This is a genomic window from Rhodococcus sp. 14-2470-1a (assembly GCF_002259425.1).
In the GTDB taxonomy this organism is placed as follows: Bacteria; Actinomycetota; Actinomycetes; order Mycobacteriales; family Mycobacteriaceae; genus Rhodococcoides; species Rhodococcoides fascians_E.
Genome location: NZ_NPFZ01000004.1, coordinates 79084 through 99802 on the forward strand (window position 1 = coordinate 79084; position 20719 = coordinate 99802).

The 20719-nt window shown below is 64.6% G+C and carries 12 protein-coding genes (1 of these 12 cut by a window edge); 2 read left to right on the forward strand and 10 right to left on the reverse strand.

The features are described 5' to 3' along the window. The 4 genes from CH292_RS01740 to CH292_RS01755 all read right to left on the reverse strand — a co-directional run. Positions 1-7645, reverse strand: the 5' end (the start) of a protein-coding gene (locus tag CH292_RS01740; RefSeq protein WP_094653849.1) for a non-ribosomal peptide synthetase. The gene continues 22448 nt to the left of window position 1, outside the view; 7645 of the gene's 30093 nt are visible here — the first part of the coding sequence; its start codon is at positions 7643-7645; its stop codon lies beyond the left edge, outside the window. A 422-nt stretch (positions 7646-8067) separates the two neighbouring features. Continuing rightward, complete coding sequence (locus CH292_RS01745) at positions 8068-8493, reverse strand: PPOX class F420-dependent oxidoreductase (RefSeq protein ID WP_033189889.1); 426 nt, start codon at positions 8491-8493, stop codon at positions 8068-8070. Positions 8494-8655: 162 nt separating this feature from the next. Continuing rightward, the gene (locus CH292_RS01750; protein ID WP_020111176.1) at positions 8656-9273 is read right to left on the reverse strand and encodes a TetR/AcrR family transcriptional regulator; all 618 of its coding nucleotides are present in this window, start codon (positions 9271-9273) and stop codon (positions 8656-8658) included. Beyond that, a complete protein-coding gene (locus CH292_RS01755) occupies positions 9270-10718 on the reverse strand; it encodes an amidohydrolase (protein WP_094653850.1) in 1449 nt (482 codons plus the stop codon). The genes CH292_RS01750 and CH292_RS01755 overlap by 4 nt, the downstream gene beginning before the upstream one ends. Before the next feature lie 42 nt (positions 10719-10760). Here CH292_RS01755 and CH292_RS01760 point away from each other — a divergent pair, with 42 nt between their 5' ends. Continuing rightward, positions 10761-11228: a thioesterase family protein gene (locus CH292_RS01760; protein ID WP_019663529.1), complete on the forward strand. Its 468-nt coding sequence runs from the start codon at positions 10761-10763 to the stop codon at positions 11226-11228. Here CH292_RS01760 and CH292_RS01765 read toward each other — a convergent pair. Beyond that, positions 11219-13159: an acetoacetate--CoA ligase gene (locus tag CH292_RS01765; protein ID WP_094627588.1), complete on the reverse strand. Its 1941-nt coding sequence runs from the start codon at positions 13157-13159 to the stop codon at positions 11219-11221. The two genes, CH292_RS01760 and CH292_RS01765, sit on opposite strands and share 10 nt — an antisense overlap. A 206-nt stretch (positions 13160-13365) precedes the next feature. On the opposite strand from CH292_RS01765, the gene CH292_RS01770 reads away from it, so the two are divergent. Continuing rightward, on the forward strand, positions 13366-14259 hold the full coding sequence (locus tag CH292_RS01770; protein ID WP_094653851.1) for a hypothetical protein: 894 nt from the start codon (positions 13366-13368) through the stop codon (positions 14257-14259). 56 nt (positions 14260-14315) lie between these two features. Here the strand turns inward: CH292_RS01770 and CH292_RS01775 are convergent, their stop codons facing one another. From CH292_RS01775 to CH292_RS01795, 5 genes are all read right to left on the reverse strand, one after another. Next, positions 14316-15932, reverse strand: a complete 1617-nt coding sequence (locus CH292_RS01775) for an AMP-binding protein (protein WP_179277886.1) — start codon at positions 15930-15932, stop codon at positions 14316-14318. 53 nt (positions 15933-15985) lie between these two features. After that, the gene (gene eutC / locus CH292_RS01780) at positions 15986-16759 is read right to left on the reverse strand and encodes an ethanolamine ammonia-lyase subunit EutC (RefSeq protein ID WP_020111180.1); all 774 of its coding nucleotides are present in this window, start codon (positions 16757-16759) and stop codon (positions 15986-15988) included. Further along, the gene (locus CH292_RS01785; RefSeq protein ID WP_019663524.1) at positions 16756-18168 is read right to left on the reverse strand and encodes an ethanolamine ammonia-lyase subunit EutB; all 1413 of its coding nucleotides are present in this window, start codon (positions 18166-18168) and stop codon (positions 16756-16758) included. The genes eutC and CH292_RS01785 overlap by 4 nt, the downstream gene beginning before the upstream one ends. Beyond that, positions 18165-19604 (reverse strand): ethanolamine permease, encoded by a 1440-nt coding sequence (gene eat / locus CH292_RS01790; RefSeq protein ID WP_019663523.1) that lies wholly within the window; start codon positions 19602-19604, stop codon positions 18165-18167. The genes CH292_RS01785 and eat overlap by 4 nt, the downstream gene beginning before the upstream one ends. Positions 19605-19714: 110 nt before the next feature. Next, positions 19715-20686, reverse strand: coding sequence for a cation diffusion facilitator family transporter (locus tag CH292_RS01795; protein ID WP_094653853.1), 972 nt, complete (start codon positions 20684-20686; stop codon positions 19715-19717). Positions 20687-20719: the final 33 nt, after the last annotated feature.

Sequence of the window (20719 nt, forward strand, 5' to 3'; positions counted from 1 at the left end):
ACAACTCTATGTCACCAACGGGAACGGAACTGTCTGAGATGACGGCGCCGAGCACGTGCAGGAAGCGGTCTGCGAACGCCTGAATCGTCGATTCGTCGAACAGATCTGTCGCGTAGGTGAATTCGGCCGCGAGACCGTCCGCGTCGCCATCCGATGTCAGTCGCTCGGTGAGGGTCAGCTGCAGATCGAACTTCGCGACGGCGACATCCAGATCGAGGCTGTCGATGCTCAGAGCGGGGAGGTCGAGATGAGTCGGCCCTAGGTTCTCGAACGACAGCATCACCTGGAACAGAGGGTGTCGTGCCGTCGACCTCGACGGGTTCAACACCTCGACGAGGCGCTCGAACGGAATGTCCGAGTGCGCGAATGCCCCGAGCGCAGCTTCGCGTGCGTGAGCCAGCAGGTCGTTGAAGCTCTCGTGGCCGTCGACGTCGGTCCGCAACACGAGGGTGTTGACGAACATGCCCACGACGTCGTCGAGAGCCTGCTCGCCGCGCCCCGCCACCGGAGTTCCGACGACGATGTCCTCGGTTCCCGACAGGCGTGCCAGGAGCACCGCCAGCGCTGCGTGGACCACCATGAACAGCGACGCATTGCGCTCTCTACCGAGATCGAGAAGCCCCGCATGGATTCGCGGCTCGATCTCGAATTCCACCGTCCCACCGCCGAACGACTGACGCGCGGGGCGCGGACGATCCGTCGGGAGGTCCAGTTGATCAGGGAGCCCGTCGAGCGTCGACTTCCAATACGCGACCTGCTGGGAGATCAGCGAGGACGCGTCGTCCTCCGATCCGAGGACCGCGCGCTGCCACAGGGTGTAATCGGCATACTGGACCGGAAGCGGAACCCATGCCGGCGACTCCCATTCCGTCCGTGCGGCGTACGCGATCATCACGTCGCGCGCGAGCGGACCGAGCGACCAACCGTCGGCCGAGATGTGGTGGACGACGATCGTCAGAACGTGCTCGGTCGGGGTGATCTCGAACAGCTGCGCGCGCACCGGAACGTCCGCGGTGACGTCGAAACCCGTGGCGGCCAAGTGCGCGATGGATCGTTGTAGATCAGTCGCAGTGGTCGATACCGGCATCAGGTTGGGAACGATCTGTGCCGCGTCCTGAACAACCTGATGCGGACCGTCCGCCGAGTTGGGGAACACCGTCCGCAGCGATTCGTGGCGGTCGATCACGTCCATGATCGCGACCTGCAACGCCGGCACGTCGAGAGCTCCGGACAGACGGAGCGCGATGGGCAGGTTGTAGGTGGCCGACTCGGTGTCGAAACGGTTGAGGAACCACATACGCTGCTGCGCCAGCGACAGCGGAATACGTTCCGGCCGAACACCTCTGGAGAGCTCGATGCGAGCGCCTCGTCCAGCTTCCTGCTCGACCCTGATCGCCAGCTGGGCTACCGTCGGTGACTCGAAGATCGCCCTGACCGGCACCTGCGCGTCGAGCGCAGCACCCAGCCTGGCGACGACCTGAGTCGCGACCAGCGAGTTTCCACCGAGTTCGAAGAAGTCGTCGTCGAGGCCGACGACGGGTGCCCCGAGGACGTCGCTGAACACCGTTGCCACGGTCTCTTCGATCGGTGTCGTGGGGGCGCGGAACTTTCGAAAACTGATTCCCAACTCCGGCTCGGGGAGTGCCCGGCGGTCGAGCTTTCCGATCGGTGTCAACGGGACCTCGTCGAGCACGACGATCGCCGACGGCACCATGTAGTTCGGCAGCAGCCGCGACACGTATCTCGCCAACTCGTCACTGTCGATGCCGGACGAACCGTGCACGTAGGACACCAGTGCCGTCTGCCCCGACGCGGTTTCCCGGCCCAGGGTGGCAGCGAACGTCACCGCGGGGAAACTCTCGAGCGCCGCGTCGATCTCGCCTAGTTCGATGCGGAACCCTCGGACCTTGACCTGGAAATCGGATCGTCCGACGTACTCGATGTCGAAGTCGTTGGTCCACCGCACGACGTCGCCCGTCCGGTACATACGCGTACCCGACCCACCGAAGGGATCGGCGACGAATCGTTCCGAGGACAGTCCCGGACGACGGTAGTACCCACGCGCCACGGCTGCGCCCGATAGATAGAGCTCACCTGCGACACCCACGGGGACGGGGTTCAACCGGGTGTCGAGGATCAGTGCCCCGACTCCGGGTACGGGGCCACCGACGGTGATTCGCTCACCGACGAAGAGCTCACCGCGCGTCGAGACGATGGTCGTCTCGGTAGGACCATAGGCATTGAAGTACCGGCGTCCCCTGGCCCAGCGGCCGACCAGATCTGCAGCCGACGCCTCGCCGCCGACGGACAGCAGTTCGAGATCGTCGAGGCCGGCGGAATCCATCGAGCCGAGTACGGCAGGTGTGATGACGGCGTGCGTGACGGACTCGTGGGCGAAGAGCGTATGGAGCTCGGGGCCGCCGATGATCGTCGGCGGCACCACGACCAGTGTCGCACCGGCGGAAGCAGCAAGTGCCCATTCCAGGACAGACGGGTCGAAAGACGGTGAGATCACGTGCAGGAAGCGCGATTCAGGCGTGACACGGTACAGCTCACGCGAGGAATCGATCAGTCCGGACAGGCCACGATGAGTGACACTCACACCCTTGGGCAGGCCTGTCGAACCGGAGGTGTAGATGACGTAGGCGACGGAGTCGAGAGTCACCGAGGACAGGCGGTCCGCGTCGGAAAGCGCTGCGCCCGAACGGCCTTCGACGGACGACTCGAATTCCTGCGCGTCGATCGGCCACCATTCGCACGTGCCGGGCAGGGCGTCGACTCGCGCCGAGGTGGTGATGCCGACAACCGCACCCGAGTCCGACAACATGTGGCGCACCCGATCCACGGGGTACTCGGGGTCCACCGGCACCCATGCTGCGCCGGTTTTCGCGACTGCCCAGATGGACAGAACCATCTCGAGCGATCGCGGAAACGCAAGAGCGACCACGGTTTCCGGGCCGATTCCACGCTCGATCAAGTACCGCGCGTAGCGGTTGGTGAGTACGTCGAGCTCGCTGTAGGTCAGATCCGCTCCGGATGCGCGTACAGCCGCGCCGTCGGGGTTGGCCGCAACACCGGCGTCGAGGAACTCGTGCAACAGTCGCTGCGAGTCGACGGTGCCACCGTGCACCGACGTCAGCGTCGAGGCTTCGTCGGCCGCGAGAATGTCGATCGCACCCACCGGAATCGACGGATCGGCCACGATGGCGTCCAGGATCCGCACGAACCGTTTCGAGAAACTCTCGATCGTGGCCTCGTCGAACAGATCTGTGGCGTACTCGAAGACTGCTTCGATCCGGCCAGGGCGTCCGTTCTCGTCCTGATGCTCGGTCAACCACAACTGCAGGTCGAACTTCGCAATGGGAACGTCGAGTTCCTCCGCGGCCACCTCGAGGCCCGCGAAGCTGAGCTCACGCTGGCGGGCGGACTCGAGTGACAGAGCGACCTGGAACAGCGGGTGTCGTGCGGTCGAACGCGCCGGATTGAGTACTTCGACGAGCCGTTCGAACGGGATGTCGGCGTGCGCGAACGCCGACAAGTTGGTGTTCCTGACCTGATCCAGCAGGACGTCGAACGACGAGTGCGGGTCGACCCGCGCGCGGAGCACGAGGGTGTTGACGAACATGCCGATGATGTCGTCGAGCTTCTGGTCTGCTCGACCGGCAATCGGCGCGCCGATGGAGATGTCCGTCGTTCCGCTCAAGCGCGACAGCAGAACTGCGTACGCAGCCTGAACCACCATGAACAGCGACGCCTGATGCGAGCGAGCCACGGAGCTCAAACCACGATGCACATCCGGTTCGATCACGAAGCGGCTCTTGGCGCCCCCGTTGGTCGCAACGGCCGGGCGAGGTCGGTCCGAAGGGAGGTCGAGCTGATCGGGGAGTTCGTCGAGTGTGCGCAACCAGAACGCGATCTGTCGTGCCGACAGCGAGTTCTCGTCGGATTCGGCGCCCAGGACCCGGCGCTGCCAGAGTGCATAGTCGGCGTACTGGACTTGAAGCGGCGTCCAGCTCGGCGACCGCCCGTCGGTACGCGCTTGGTAGGCGACCATGATGTCACGCGCGAGGGGCCCGAACGACGAACCATCGGCCGCGATGTGGTGCAGCACCATCGCCAACACGTAGTCGGTGTCGGACAGCTTGAACAGCTCGATTCGGAACGGAGCCTGAACGGAGACGTCGAATCCACCCCGCGCGAGATCGATCAGACTGTCCACGAGCTGGGCCTCGTCGACGTCCGTCACGTTCAATCCGTCGAACACGTCCCGTGCCCGCAGAACGACCTGTTGTGGAGCGTCGTCGATCTGAGGGTAGACCGTACGCAACGTCTCGTGGCGCTCGACGACGTCTGCGAATGCGCGCTCCACGGCCGATCTGTCGACGTCGCCGCGAAGTCGCACCATGAACGGAAGGTTGTACGCAGCGGTATCCGGATCGAACCTGTTCAGGAACCACATGCGCTGCTGAGCCAATGACAGCGGCACCACATCCGGCCTGGGCCCTGCTACGAGCTCGGGCCCCACCGAGCCCTGCGCGAGAGCGCTCGTCGCACGCGCTGCCAGAGCACCGACCGAGGGCGCCTCGAACAATTCACGTACGCCCAGGCGCACACCGAGTGCAGCCCCGACGCGGGTCACGAGTTGCGTTGCAACCAAGGAGTTTCCGCCGAGCTCGAAGAAGTCCTCGTCGAGTCCGACACGGGTCGCGCCGAGTACGTCCTCGAACACGCTCGCGACGACCTGCTCCGCGTGGGTCTGGGGCGCGCGGTATTCACGCGCACTGCTGAAGACGGGCTCCGGCAATGCCTTTCGGTCGAGCTTGCCGCTCGTGTTCAGCGGGAACGCATCCAACACCATGACGGATGCAGGCACCATGTACGACGGTAGCGACCGGCCCGCTCGCTCCACCACGGCCGCGACGTCGATCGACTCGCGGGATGATGGAACGACGTACGCGACGATCTGTTCACCAGTAGCCGTCTCCACCACGAGAACCACGGTCTGCGAGATCGTCTCGTCGGCCAGTAGCACCGTCTCGATCTCACCGAGTTCGATTCTCTGGCCGCGGAACTTGACCTGGAAATCGGTTCGTCCGATGTAGTCCAGATTGCCGTCGGCGCGCCACTTCACGAGGTCGCCCGTGCGATACATGCGGTCCCCGCCCGCACCGAAGGGGCTCGCGACGAAGCGATCCGAACTCAGGTCGGGGCGACCGACGTAACCACGTGCGAGTTGGACGCCCGCGAGGTAGAGCTCGCCGGCTTCTCCGATCGGCGACGGCCTGAGCCTGCCGTCGAGCACGAACGCACGGGTGTTCCATTCCGGGACACCGATCGGGACGGTTCTGACGTCCTGAATCCCGCTCTCGTAGTAGGTAACCGACACCGCGGCCTCGGTCGGGCCGTACAGATTGTGCAGACCCGCCCCGCACAGTTCGCGGAATGCTGCCGCGGTCTCGGCAGGGAGCGCTTCGCCGATGACGAAGACGTGGCGGAGCGAATCACAGGTTCCGACAGGGGCATTGGCGACGAACACTGTCAGCATCGACGGCACGAAGTCCGTGACCGTCACGCCGTGTTCGGCAATCCTGTCCGCGACGTAGATCGAGTCTCGATGCCCGTCAGGGGTCGCCAGCACCATCGTTGCACCCACCTGCAGCGGCAGGAAGAAGCCCCACAAGGACACGTCGAACGTCGTCGCCGTTTTCTGCAGGTAGACATCGGAGGCGTCGAGGCCGTATTCCGCGCGCATCCACTGCAACTGGTTGTCGATTGCCGCGTGCGACACGGCAACACCCTTGGGGCGCCCCGTCGAACCGGACGTGTAGATGACGTAGGCCGTGTTGTCCAGGCGCAACGGAGCGACGCGATCTCGGTCCTCGACGCGCGTGCAGTCCATCGAGTCGACATCGAGGAGGTCGATCTCCACCGCCTCGACACCGTCGGGCAGGTCGACCTCGTCGCGGGCCACGGTGAGGACGCACAGCGGATCGGCGGACTCCAGGATGTACCTGGTGCGCTCGGCGGGATGGTCGGGATCGATGGGAACCCATCCGCCGCCGGCCTCGACGATGGCGTACATCCCGACGATCAGATCGAGTGACCGCCTGATCGACAGACCCACCAGCGCTTCCGGCCCGACCCCCTTGCTCACGAGAAGTCGCGCGAGACCGCTGACGCGGGAGGCCAGTTCACCGTAGCTGAGCGTTGTTCCCTCGTAGACCAAGGCCGTTGCGGAAGGATCGAGGTCCACGCGTGCGTGGAAATCCGACAGCAACGTCCGCTGGGAAACCTCGTGGTCGGTCTCGTTGAAACCACCGACGACAAGCTCCTGCTCGGTCGTGGTGAGCAACTCCAGATCCCACACACGGTCGGTGGGTGCCGCGGCGACGAATCGATCGAGGAATTCCACGAAACGAGCGTGGTTACGTTCGGATTCCGTTGCCGAGTACACGTTGGGGTTCGACTCGAAGTCGATGTGGGTCTGCTTTCCACCCACGCTCTGATACAGGTTCAGACCGAAATCCTCGATGAGACCCGTCGACAGAACGTTCAGTGTCCCGACCATGGACCCGAGACGTACCTCGCTGAAGAACAGCATGATGTTGACCCAAGGGCCGAAGAAGGACGCCTGCCCGGTGGTGCTGCCCGCATCGCGTCGGATGTCCTCGTGGCGGTAACGCTGATGCCTGAGCGCACCGGACACCTCGGTGGTGACCTTGGACAGCAACTCCTCGATGGACATGTCCGTCGTCACCGTCAGACGCAACGGCACCACGTTGGACACCATGCCACCGGACCTACGCAGGACTGCCGTCGTGCGAGCGGTCACCGGCAAACTGAGGACGACATCCTGCGTGCCGGTCATCTGAGCCAGGTAGCTCGCGAACGCAGCGATGACCACCGTCGCAGTCGTGGTGTCGGCAGACTCGACCAGTGCAGCGAGGTCCGCGGTCGTCCCCGCGGACAACGATCGACTGTCGATCTGACTGACAGGTGCGGGGGCGGCAGTACGGCCACCGAGGCTCGTGGGGGCCTCGATACCCGCGACCCGATCGGCCCAGTACGCCTTGTCGTTCTCGAACCGGCTCGACTCACGGTACGCAACCTCGGCCTCGTACACCTTGCTGAGATCGGAGGCCTTGCTCGGCGGTGGCTCGTGCCCCTCCACGGATGCCGTGTACAGCTCGGCAGCACGATTCATGAACGTGACCGCGCCGAAGCCGTCGAGCACGACGTGGTGGACTCGGTTGAACCAGAAGTACCTGTCGTCCTCGAGGTGCAGAACGGTTGCCGCGATCAGTCGATCCCGGAGAATGTCGATGGGTGCGCTGTAATCTGCGCGCATCCAGTCCTGAGCTGCACTGACCGGGTCCGGTTCACCCCGCAGATCGATGTAGCCGAGTGGATCCTCGAGGGTGGAGTCGACGAACTGGCGTGGCTCGGAATCGACCTCCACGATGCGGACGAAACCGGACTGCAGCTCCAACGCCGCGCGAGACTGCGCTGTGCGCAGTGCATCCAGATCGAGATCCCCGCGCAGCTCGACGTACTGAGCGATGTTGGCGGGCACCGACGGATCCACGTGCTGGGCGAACCACATGCCCAGCTGTGCGGGAGAAAGCGGGAAAGACGAGTCCGGCACTTCCTGATGCGCCTGTGCTCCTCCGACTGATTCGTCCCAACCTAGCGGGTCCAATCGAATCCTCTCTTTCCCACAATCACACGCCTTCGGTCCGCGTCGACAGCTCCGACACTTCCGAACACCGAACTCACAAATCTAATTGGTATCTGCAACGAGAACTAATCGACGCCCCAACAGTCGCCGATGTTACTCATGGGTACATCTGCGCACATGGGATCAGCCGTTACACGGCCATCTGCCTCGGTCCCATCACGTGGGATATCGATTCGGACAGCGCTCCGTGGGACCCGAAACGACGAGGACCGGATCTACGTCTGCCGGCGACGTTTGCGCCTGTGCACATCACTTGTCCAATCTACAGGGCATCGCGGAGAGCGGACCGAGCCCGGCACACCAACGAATCCCCTCCACTCGCGGTCCACTCACGCAGTCGCGTTCATGGACGCGATCACTTTCGTCGGCTTGATCCTCACGACCAGCTCTCCGGGCACGCCGTTGCGTCGACCGAATTCCTCGGCACGGTCCGAGCCCATGTACCGACCACCGATGGCCGTGGCTGTCCTGAGCAGGTCGTCGGGATCCTCCGATGTCTCCGCCACACCCTGGACCTGTACGAACCCGTACGGCGGCTCCTCCAGGTCGACCGACAACACCAGCCGCGGATCCCTGGCGATCGCCTTACCCTTCGCCGTGTCCGCGCCCGTGTTGAACACGACGGCGTCGTCCTCGAGCACGAACCACACCGGCGCCACCAACGGCCGACCGTCCGACGCCACGAAGCCGAGCTTTCCGGTTCGTGTCCCCGTCAGCAGAAAATTCCTGACCTCGAGATCCGCAAGAGATGCCATGCTCGCAACGCTACCGCCGCACTCCGACACGCCTCATTCCGCAGGCTCCACTCGCGCTCTGTTGGCTCATTCCGCAGGCTCCACTCGCGCCTCCCGGCTCATTCCGCAGGCTCCACTCGCGCCTCCCGGCTCATTCCGCAGGCTCCACTCGCGCCTCCCGGCTCATTCCGCAGGCTCCACTCGCGCCCCCACGATTCGCCGCGCGATGGCGAGGTAGGTCTCGACCAGTTCCGACGGCGCCAGGGGCCCGTCCGGCCGGTACCAGCCGGCGACTCCGATGCACATCGTCGTGACTGCTCGCGAGGCGTCCTCGGCGTGATCGAGGCCGAAGTCTCCGGATGCGATCCCGTCGGCGACGATGGCGTCGACCATGCGCTGCTGCTCATCGCGCCTACCGACGTAGTCGATGCGGTTCACCTCGTCGAGGCTTCGGATCTCCGTCGACCCGAGGAATGCCTGCTCACGCCGGTGCATGTGGAACAGCAGCAACGACTCGACCACGGCGTCGAACCGTTTTCGTGGCGACGGCCCGGCCTCGGTCTCTGCTGATCTCGATCTCTCCAGCAGCTCGTCCATCGCTGCTGTCATCAGTCCGACGAGCAGGGCCTGCTTGGACGGGTAGTGGTGGTACAGGCCAGGGACGGACAACCCTGCTCGTCCGGCGATTTCTCGTACGGAGGTGCCGTGATATCCCTGGTCGACGAAAGCCGACAGAGCTGCGGCCAACGGCGCGGGTAGCGTCGACGCCTCGTATCGGCGCCAGGAACCGGTGTCGTTCATGCGAAGGCACTGTCGAACGTCAGCCTGCCGCCGAGCACGGTGGCGAGAATGGGGACGGCACGGAGATCGCGGTTGCCGAGCCGTGCAGGATGCTCGGCGAGCAGCACCAGGTCCGCCTTCGACCCGAGTTCGACGGAGTGTCGCCCCCCGGACGCCGCGGCGAGCGCGACGCCCAGCGGCAGTGCCTCCGACGGCTGCCACGGTGGTCGCTCGTCGTCGGTGCGCCAGACGGCGTCGGCGACCGCGTCGAGCGGGCTGGGAGGACTGACGGGGGCGTCGGACCCGACCAGCAGCCGCGCTCCCGCCCGGTGCAGAGACAGGTAGGGGTACGCGATCGAGCTTCGTCCCGCCCACAGCTCGTCGGCCACGTCCCGATCGCTCATCGCATGTTGGGGCTGAATCGACGCTGCGACGCCTGTGGCGGCGAATCGCGGGATGTCCCCGGGGCGGATCTGCTGAGCGTGCTCGATGCGGCCTCCCCCGCCGACAGTCTCGAATGCGTCCAGTGCGAGCGAGTTGGCGCGGTCCCCGATGGCGTGGATCGCCGGAGTGATGCCGCCCGCCCTGGCCCGCCTCATGACGGCCACGAGGTCCTCGGGCGTCTCGAGCAGCACCCCGCTCGACGTGCCGCCGGGATACGGGTCGTGGCAGCAGGCCGTCCTCGTGTTGAGCGAACCGTCGAACATGACCTTCAGCGGTCCGAGCGCGACACCGTCGGCGACGATGTCGCCGGTGGCTGCGCCGCGTTCCAGTTCGTGGTCGAGCCACTCGGGCCAGACCGTGAAGTCGACGCGGACATCGGCGCGCCCCAGCGCCGACCGTCGGGTCCACACGGCTCGATTGTCCGCGTACTCGAAGTCGGTGACGGCGGTGATACCTCGTCGTGCGAGTTCTCGTGTCGCGGCGAGGGCACCGCAATCACTGTCCACGGGGTCGGCCAGCCGATCGAGAGCGCCGAGGCCCTCCATGCAGTCGTGATCTCGAAGCACACCCGTCGGATGATCGATCCCGAGGTCGTCCAGGAGCGCAGGGCTGAGCCACAGAGTGTGCAGATCCATGCTCGTGATCGCCGCTCGACGGCCGGGCAACGCGTTCTGCAGGATGTCCTTGTGCGGGGCGTCCGGCCACAAGGCGTCGCGGAATCCCTGCGCTCGGAGAATCCCCGAACCGTGCCGCTCGTTCGAGCGAGCCAGGATGTCCGCGAGATCCGCAGCGGAATCGGCACCGGAGACGTCGATGCGCGTCAGCGACGTCGCCCACTGCGTCAGATGAACGTGGTTGTCGACGAAGGACGGCAGCAGAGCCGCGCCGCGCCCGTCGAGAGTGTCGCCCTCGATCGCGCTGCCCGACGCCGTGGTTGCGCTGATGTCGGCGATCCGGCCGTCGACCGTCTGTACGTCCACCGCGCCGCCGCCTGGAGTCAGGACCACGTTCTTGATCAACACACCCGGACTCTAGAACACCGAGGGACGTGAGACCGTGATGCGGTGACGAACTCGAAGCCCGGCTACCACGCCACGATCACCGTCCGCTGGTCGGACATGGACGCTTTCGCGCACATCAATCATGCGCGGATGGTCACTTTGCTGGAGGAAGCCAGAATCGAGTGGCTGCTCAGCACTGGAGACGCGCCAGGGGAACGTCCGGAAGATCGGGCCGCGCAGGCCAACGAGTCCTTGATCAAGAGCGCGTTGATCGCGAACGTGAACATCGCGTACAAGAAGCCCCTGCGCCACTCGGACAGTCCGCTCGATGTCACGCTCTGGTTCGAGCAGGTGCGTTCGGTCGATTTCACGATCGGTTACGAGGTGCGCGCAGCGGGCGCTGCGGCGGACTCCGCTCCGGCCGTGCTGGCCACGACACGAATGGCGATGGTCGACGTCGGATCGGAGCGCCTGCGGCGGATCAGTCCAGCGGAGAAGGAGTACCTGGCGAAGTGGACTCGTCAGCCCTGACGATTCCGACCGACATCCGTGTACCAGTCGATGAGGTCCGGGGCGTCGACGGCCGATCGGTCGAGGGAACGCGCGGCGTCTCGCCCCTGAAAGATCTTCTTCAGCGGCACTTCGAGCTTCTTGCCGGTCCGGGTGTGCGGAATCCCGGGCGCAGCGATGATCACGTCCGGTACGTGCCGAGGCGATGCGTGTCGACGAATCGAGTCCTTGATCTTGTCCTGCAACACGTCGCTCAGCTCCTCGCCGTCCGCCAGCACGACGAACAGCGGCATCCAGTAACCACCGTCCTCGGATTCGACTCCCAGGACCAGAGCTTCGACGATTTCCGGCAGGGATTCCACGGCCTGGTAGATGTCGGCGCTGCCCATACGAATACCGTTGCGGTTCAACGTCGAGTCGGACCTGCCGTGCACGACGACGCTCCCGTGGTCGGTGCGCGTGATCCAGTCCCCGTGCCTCCACACGCCGGGATAGGTGTCGAAGTACGCGTCTCGGTATCGCTCTCCGTCGGTGTCGTTCCAGAACCGCACCGGCATCGACGGCATCGGCTTCGTGACCACCAGTTCCCCGACCTCCCCGGTCACGGAGTGTCCGTCCTCGTCGAACGCGTCGAGCGCAACTCCGAGAAACGGCGCCGACAACTCCCCCGGCCACACCGGAACAGTGCGAACACCGCCGGCAAATGCGGACACGACATCGGTTCCACCCGAGATGGAGAAGACCGGAACCCGCTCACCGACGCTCCGCGCCAACCACTCCGACGACGACGCAGGCATGCTGGACCCGGTGATACCGATCGCGCGAAGCGCACTCAGATCGTGATCACGAGACGGAACGGAGTCCGCTTTGATGCAGGACAGAACGTAACCAGGGCTGGTGCCGAGGAACGTCACCGACTCCGCCGCCGCGATCGACCACAACCCGTCGGGCGCGGGATAGGACGGGCTCCCGTCGCTGCACACGATGGTCGCCCCGACGAGCAAGCCGGCGACCTGGAAGTTCCACATCATCCAACTCGGGCTCGTGTACCAGAAGAAGACGTCGTCGGCACCGATATCCGATTGCAGCGCAACGGCCTTCAGATGCTCGAGCAGGACTCCCCCGTGCCCGTGGACGATCCCCTTCGGCAGACCTGTCGTGCCGGACGAGAACACCACCCACAGCGGGTGGTCGAACGGAACGGGCGTCGTGACCCACTCGTGCTCGCCTGCCGTGCACTCCTCCCACGACATCGCTCCTTCGGCGACATTGCTTCCGACCTGGACGACCGTCCGAACCGTCGGGAGGCCGTCGCGTAGTTCTGCCGCGTCGGCACTCTTTTCGTGAAACTTGCCGCCGTAGGAATACCCGTCGGCGACGACGAGGACCTTCGGGTCCAACTGCCCGAGACGATCGATCGCCGCCGACGGTGAGTAGTCCTGTCCACAGGCCGACCACACCGCCCCGATGCCGGCCGCTGCGAGGAATGCGACCACCGCCTCCGGGATGTTCGGTAGGTATCCGACGACACGGTCCCCTGGCACGACGCCCTCGCGGCGCAGAGCGTCCGCCAACGCAGCACACTGACGCGCGAGTTCGGCCCAGGAAAGCTCGGATCGGGCACCGTCCTCACCGACGTGGACGATGGCCGGACGATCGTCTCGCACGTGGCGTCTCACCTGGTCGACGTAGTTGAGCTCGGCTCCTGGAAACCACTGCGCCCCCGGCATATCGGACGAGCCGAGCACCGAGGTCGCGGGCTGGGAGGCAACGACGTCGAAGTAATCCCAGACCTGACGCCAGAACTCATCCAGATTCTGCGTCGACCATCGCCACAGCGCCGTGTAATCCGGCAGCGAGACGCCGTGCCTGCGCTCCACCTCCCGCGTGAAGTCGGTGATGCGAGCGCTCTCGACGTCCTCCGTCGACGGTGTCCACTGCGGTTCGGTCATGCGTTCCAGTATCCCCCGAGCGTCGCTTCTCACAACGAGGATGTGCGTTCACAACGCTGATGCGTGTTGTGAAAACACCATCGACGTTGTGAGGACACCGGACGGAATGGTACGAGCGAACCAGAATTCATCCACAACCCCCTCGTCCGTCCACAATCGGACGCGAGGGGGTGGTTTCGACGCCTCATCAACTGCACGATCACCGCATGCATCCCGACGCCGATGGCTTCCTCACCCGTGCAGCAGCATCCGCCGCCGGATACAGCGACGACGAGTTCCGTCGAATGATCGCCTCCGGTGAGATCAGAAAGGTCGCCACCGGGATCTACTGTCCAGCAGATCGATTCGATGCTCTGACACCGGCGGGCGTTCATCGACTCAGAGCCGTCGCCGCAGTTCGAGGAAAGCGGGGACATGTGGTGAGCCACGTCTCCGCTGCGGTGCTGCACGGCTTGACGATGTGGAACACCGACCTCGGGCGCGTGCACCTCACGGCCGATCGTGCGACAGGGGCCAGGAGGACCTCGAGCCTTCACGTGCATACGGGCCGTCTGACGCCGTCCACCACTGTCGAACTCGGGCCGGTACCGGTTACCTCCCCGGCGCGCACGATCGTCGACACCGCGCGCGTGCTCGACCTGGATCATGCAGTGGTGATCGGCGACTCGGCACTGCGCAAGTTCGCGATCACGCCGGACGAGCTCGCCGACGCCCTCGAGCGGAGTTCGAGGCTGCACAACATAGCCGCAGCGCGGCGGGCGGTTCACCGGATGAACGGACTCAGCGAAAGCGCAGGCGAATCCCTCAGTCGACTGCGGATGGAGGAGCACGGAATACCCACTCCCACTCTGCAGTACAGAGTCCCCTTGCTCGATTTCCGGGTGGACTTCTTCTGGCCGAAGTTACGAATCATCGGCGAGTTCGACGGGCTGGGCAAGTACGGCGGCGACTCCCGGAACCTAGCTCGCGAGAAGGCCAGGGAGGACGCCCTGCGTGACGAGGGCTACCAGGTCATCCGCTGGGTCTGGAGGGACCTGTGGAATTTCGCGGAGGTGTTCATGCGATTCGAACGAGCCAGGGCCCGTGCACTCATGAGCTGAATGTGCGTTCACAACCGCGCTGACTGTCCTCGGAGCACGGCACCTGCCTCCGAGAACTAGATCAGATCCAGCGACCGCTCGCGCATTTCGACTTTGCGGACCTTGCCTGTGACGGTCATGGGAAACTCGTCGACGATGTGCACGTAGCGCGGAATTTTGTAGTGCGCCAGTTTGCCCGCACAGAAGGCGTGGATCGAATCCGCGTCCAGCGGGGTTGCTCCGTCCTGCATCCGTATCCAGACCATCAGTTCCTCACCGTATTTGGCGTCGGGAACTCCGATGACCTGGGCGTCGAGGATGTCGGGGTGGGTGTATAGAAATTCCTCGATCTCTCGGGGGTAGACGTTCTCGCCACCGCGGATGACCATGTCCTTGATGCGGCCGGTGATGGAAACGTAGCCGTCGGAGTCCATGACACCGATGTCGCCGGTGTGCATCCATCCGTCGGCGTCGATGGCCTCGGCTGTTTTCTCCGGCTGGTTCCAGTAGCCCAGCATCACCGAGTATCCGCGGGTGCACAGTTCACCGGACTCCCCCTGGGCGACGGTCGATCCGCCGACGGGGTCGACGATCTGTACTTCGAGGTGCGGCCCGACGGCGCCGACGGTGGAGACGCGTTGTTCGATGGTGTCGTCGCTGCGTGTCTGCAGCGACACGGGGGAAGTCTCGGTCATGCCGTAGCAGATGGACACTTCGGCCATGCCCATCCTTTCGATGACCTGCTTCATCACCTCGGTGGGGCACGGCGAGCCGGCCATGATGCCGGTGCGGAGCGAGGACAGGTCGTACGAATCGAATTCCGGTAGAGCGAGTTCGGCGATGAACATGGTGGGTACCCCGTACAGGGACGTGCACTTCTCCTGCTCCACGGCGGCCAACGTGGACGCCGGATCGAACGAGAGTCCGGGAACGACCATCGCCGCACCGTGCGACGTACAGGCCAGGTTTCCCATCACCATCCCGAAGCAGTGATAGAACGGCACCGGAATGCACACGCGATCGTGTTCGGTGTAATGGCACAACTCACCGACGAAGTACCCGTTGTTCAAGATGTTTCGGTGACTCAGGGTCGCGCCCTTGGGAAACCCTGTTGTGCCCGAGGTGTATTGAATGTTGATCGGATCCTTCGGCGCCAACGAGCTCTGCACGTCCGCGACCAGGGAAGGGTTTTCGGCGAGTGCCCGGTGTCCGCGGTCGGTCATCAGTTCCCAGCCGAAGCTCCCGATGAAAACGACCTCCCGCACGGTCTCCTCGCGTGCGTCCTCGATCATCGCGCCGTAGTCCGAGCCCTTGAATTCCTGCGCGGACAACAGAACCGACACTCCGGCCTGATTCAGGACGAATTTCAACTCGTGCGTGCGATACGCGGGATTGATGTTGACCAGAATTGCGCCGATCTTGGCGGTCGCGTATTGCGCGAGCACCCATTCGGGACAGTTGGGCGCCCAGATTCCCACTCGATCACCTGTCGTCACGCCTTTGACCAGCAGGCCCGCGGCGAGCAGTTCGACGTCGGCGAGGAACTCGGAGTACGTCCACCGTCTGCCGGAGGGGACGTCGACCAGTGCATCGTGACCGGCGTACTCGGCTACGGTTCGGTCGAGGTTCTGGCCGATGGTCTCCTCGAGCAACGCTGTCGACGACGGCCCGGACGAATAACTACGACTTTCCATGTCGACCACAGTAGTGATTGCCGTCACAAGTCGCCTACCCCCGAAAGGGTGTACTACTCGATGGTCAGCACTTCGGAGTTCTCGAGTGCGTCCGCGCGCGAGGTGTCCTTCAACGCAACACCGGACCTGCCGAGCCTGCGAGCGCCGGCGACGAGACTGGCAACGATCCTGGCGGACTGCTCGTACCCCAGCCCTTCCGGCGGATGAATGTTGGAGATGCAGTTGCGGTCGGCGTCGGACTTTCCGGGTGCAGGCAGATGCGTCAGGTAGATCCCCAAGCTGTCCGCTACCGACAGCCCTGGCCGCTCACCGATGAGTACGACGACGGTGCGAACACCCATTGCCTCCGCGATGTGGTCACCCAACGCGACGCGGGCCTCGGTGGCGATGACGGGCGGGGCAAGGCTGTACACATCGGACAGTTCTTCGACCAGCGCCGCGAGCATCGACGGTCCGTGATCCATCAGGGCCCGGGGTGACAGCCCGTCACCGAGGACGAATCCGAGGTCGAAGTCACCTGGGGTGATGGAGGACAGGTCGTCGGGGGTCCGTCCGAGATCGGGCCGTCGCAGATACTCCGCGCGAGAGGTCGCCTTGGACGTCACGACCGCCGGTACCCCGATGCCGATCTTCTCCACGGCCGCCGCTGTGTCGTCGACGTCCAGTGGCATGTGCACGGCATCCCGCGCAGCCGCGTGTGCCGATCGGAACTCGAGCACTCGGCGGGTGGGCAGCGAGTCTCCGGTACGCCCCAGTCCGATTCGCGCCTGCGTACTCAGACGCAGCTCCTGCCAGAATCCGTCGTCGGCGCGTTCTACGGCGCTCATCGTGCACTCGTCAGCGAACGCAACGGCGACCTCAGTGCGTCGACGTCGAGGATTCGACCGCTGCCGTCGACCATGCCGAGCCGGTCCAGCCATGCTGCGAATTCCGGTGCGGGCTTCAGCCCGAGCACCTGCCGCACGTACAGAACGTCGTGGAAGCTCAGACTCTGGTAACCGAGCATCACGTCGTCGGCTCCGGGGACTGCGATCACGAACGCGACTCCGGCTGCACCGAGCAGCGTGAGAAGGGTGTCCATGTCGTCCTGGTCCGCTTCGGCGTGGTTGGTGTAGCAGACGTCGACGCCCATCGGCAGGCCCAGGAGCTTGCCGCAGAAGTGATCCTCCAGCCCGGCACGGACGATCTGCTTGCCGTCGTACAGGTACTCCGGTCCGATGAATCCGACGACGGTGTTGACCAGTAACGGTTCGAGATCACGGCACACGGCGTATGCGCGTGCCTCCAGGGTCTGCTGGTCGACCGGGCGTCCCCCGGCGCCGAGGTGGGCGCCTGCACTGAGCGCCGAACCCTGCCCCGTCTCCAGATACATGACGTTGTTCCCGACGGTTCCCCGGTGCAGCGACCGGCCTGCCTCGTTGGCCTCTCGCAGCAATGAGACGTTGACACCGAAGCCTGAATTGGCCCCTTCGGTCCCTGCCACGGACTGGAACACCAGATCCACCGGAACGCCCTTGGAGATGAGTTCCATCGTCGTCGTGACGTGCGAGAGCACACACGACTGTGTGGGGATCTCGAACCGTTGCCGGATCTCGTCCAGCAGAAAGAGCAGATCGGACGTCGCGTGCGGCGAGTCCGTCGCCGGGTTGATGCCGATCACTGCGTCACCCGATCCGAGCAGCAGACCGTCGAGAGTCGCGGCGGCGATTCCGCGTGGATCGTCGGTCGGGTGATTGGGCTGCAATCGCGTGCTCAACGTCCCAGGGAGTCCGACGGTTGTCCTGAACGCCGATGTCACCTCGGCAGCCCGCGCCACCGAGATCAGATCCTGATTGCGCATGATCTTGCTGACGGCCGCAACCATTTCCGGAGTCAACCCCGGTGCGACGGATCGCAGAGTCGACGCCGAATCCTTCGAGGCGGCGGCGTCGAGCAGCCAGTCCCGGAGCCCACCGACCGTCAGATGCGAGATCGCACCGAAGGCAGTGCGGTCGTGCGAGTCGATGATGAGCCGGGTGACCTCGTCGCTCTCGTACGGAACGAGGAGATCTTCGAGGAACACGTCGAGCGAGACGTCGGACAGTGCCCATTGCGCGGCAGCTCGTTCGGCGTCGGACTGTGCCGCGCACCCGGCCAATTCGTCACCCGACCGCAACGGTGTTGCCTTCGCCATCAGCTCGACGAGGCCGTCGAACGAGAAGTTGGCACCGGATACCTGGTGTGAGTACGTGCTCATTCGAGTTCGGCTTCTGCTTTCGCGAGGGCTGCGAATTCTTCGTCCGGCGAGTTCGCCACGAGATGATGACGGCTGTAGAGCCCGAAGTACAGCATGAACGCAGCGAAGACCCCGAGGCACCACAGCGCTGCCGTGCTGTCGACGAGGAACGTGGCGACCACAGCCAGCGCTGCGACGACGAGTGCGAAGCCCGTGGTGACGATGCCGCCCGGGGTCCGGTACGGCCGCGGCATGGTCGGTTCTTTACGTCGCAGAACGATGTGACTGACCATCATCAGAACGTAACTGAGCGCGGCACCGAACACGGCCATGTTGAGCAACATCGCTCCCTGACCCGTGAGCGAGAGGAGGAAACCGATGATGCCGGGGACGATCAGCGCGAGCGTCGGCGCTTTGCGAGAGTTGGTCACCGACAGGGTCTTCGGCAGGTACCCGGCCCGCGACAGCGCGAAGAGCTGACGCGAGTAGGCGTACATGATGGAGAAGAAGCTGGCGACGAGGCCGGCGAGCCCGATGTAGTTGACCACCTTGGCGGCCGTGCCGTCGCCGAGGGCTTCGACAAGCGGGTTGCCCGACGCCTGCATGGCGTCGGCGCCGCCCGCACCGGTCACCAGGAGCAGAACCCCGGCGCCGGTCAGCAGCAGGACGCCCATGGCCGCGATGATGCCGCGCGGCACGTTCTTGGTGGGATCCTTCGCTTCTTCTGCGGCGAGCGGAACCCCTTCGATGGCGAGGAAGAACCAGATCGCGAACGGAACCGCCGCCCAGATTCCGAGATAGCCGAACGGAAGGAAGCTCGACGCGCCCGCGGCGTCCGTCGGCGCGATGTCGGTGAGGTTGGCCGAGTCGAATTGTCCCAGTGCCGATACCGCGAAGATCACCAGACCGACGAGGGCGATGGCGGTGATGACGAACATGATCTTGAGTGCCTCACCGGCACCTGCGAGGTGGATGCCGATGAAGATGGCATACACCGCGAGGTACACCCACCAACCGTCGGTGATGCCGAACAATCCGAGAGACTCGACGTACGCACCGATGAAGGTGGCGATGGCTGCCGGAGCGATGGCGTATTCGATGAGAATGGCGGTGCCGGTTGCGAATCCACCCCACGGTCCGAGTGCGCGACGAGCGAACGTGTACCCACCGCCCGCCGCCGGTAACGCCGACGACATCTCGGCCATGCCGAGGACCATGGCCAGGTACATGCCTGCGATGAGGATGCCTGCGATGAGCAAGCCACCGAAGCCACCCTGTTCGAGACCGAAGTTCCAGCCCGAGTAGTCACCGGAGATGACGTAGCTGACGCCGAGTCCAGCGAGGAGGACCCATCCCGCCGTGCCCTTCTTCAGCTGGCGTTTGGCCAGATAGTCGCTGCCCTCTACGTGCGACTCGGTCCCGTCGTGATGGGTGGGTGTTGGTTCTGTGACGGACATGGCCGGCCTCTCTCGAAGCGATGCGACTTCTTTCGCGGGTGAGCGAATCCGAATCAAGATATGCCCGCGGTGTAAGCACCGAGTCATCGCAATATGACGAGCGAATTACGTCAGTGGCTCGGTGTCGGACCGACATCTCCCTCGTCGGGTTCTGCGACTGTCAGTACTGCGTCCACCACAGCCTTGTTGGTCTCGAGCTCACGCTCCAGCCGCCGGAGTGTGTGCGCGATCGAGGATTCGACCGAGTCGCCGACGAGGTCGACGCTCGCGACCAGAAGGATCTGCTTCGGACCGACGAATTCGATGCGAACGAACCGAACGGACGCCACCTCCGGAAGCTGTTCGATTCGCTCCACCACTGCGTTCCATAATGCTCGCGAACCCGGTTCGCCGGTGAGAAAACGTCGATTTCGGTCGATGAGCACGAAGGCGACGACGGCGAGCAGAACACCGACGAGAATCGAACCGACGGCGTCGTAGGCACTGGACCCGGTGAGCTGATGCAGTCCGATGCCTGCAGCGGCAATGACGATGCCGATGAGGGCCGCGCTGTCCTCGGCGAACACGGCACGCAGTGTCGGATCGGACGTCTCGAGTGCGTAGTCGAAGAAGTCCTTCTCGTACTCGGCTGCTTCACCGCGGATCTGCCGAACCGATTGAAGGAACGAGATTCCCTCCAGCACGAACGCCAGCGCGAGTACGACGTACGCGACGGTGTAGTTCTCGCTGCTGGATTCGCCCGCGAGGAGCGAGGTGATGCCGTGCCAGATCGACACCGCGGCGCCCGCGACGAACAAACCGACCGCGGCGAGTGTCGACCAGAAATACGCTTCCCTGCCGTATCCCAGCGGTCTCCGGTCGTCGGGGCCGCGGGAGCCTCGTTTGTTGGCGACGAGCAGGAATATCTCGTTGCCGGTGTCCGCCCACGAATGCGACGCCTCGGCGACCATCGACGCCGAACCCGTGATCACCGCAGCGACTGTCTTGGCAATCGCGACACCCAGATTGGCGCCGAAGGCGATGACGACGGTGCGGAGGCTCTCGGTCTCCGCACCGGCAGGCGTCGTACTGGAAGATTTCACGCGTTCGACTGTAGGCGCCCACCTCCCTTGTGA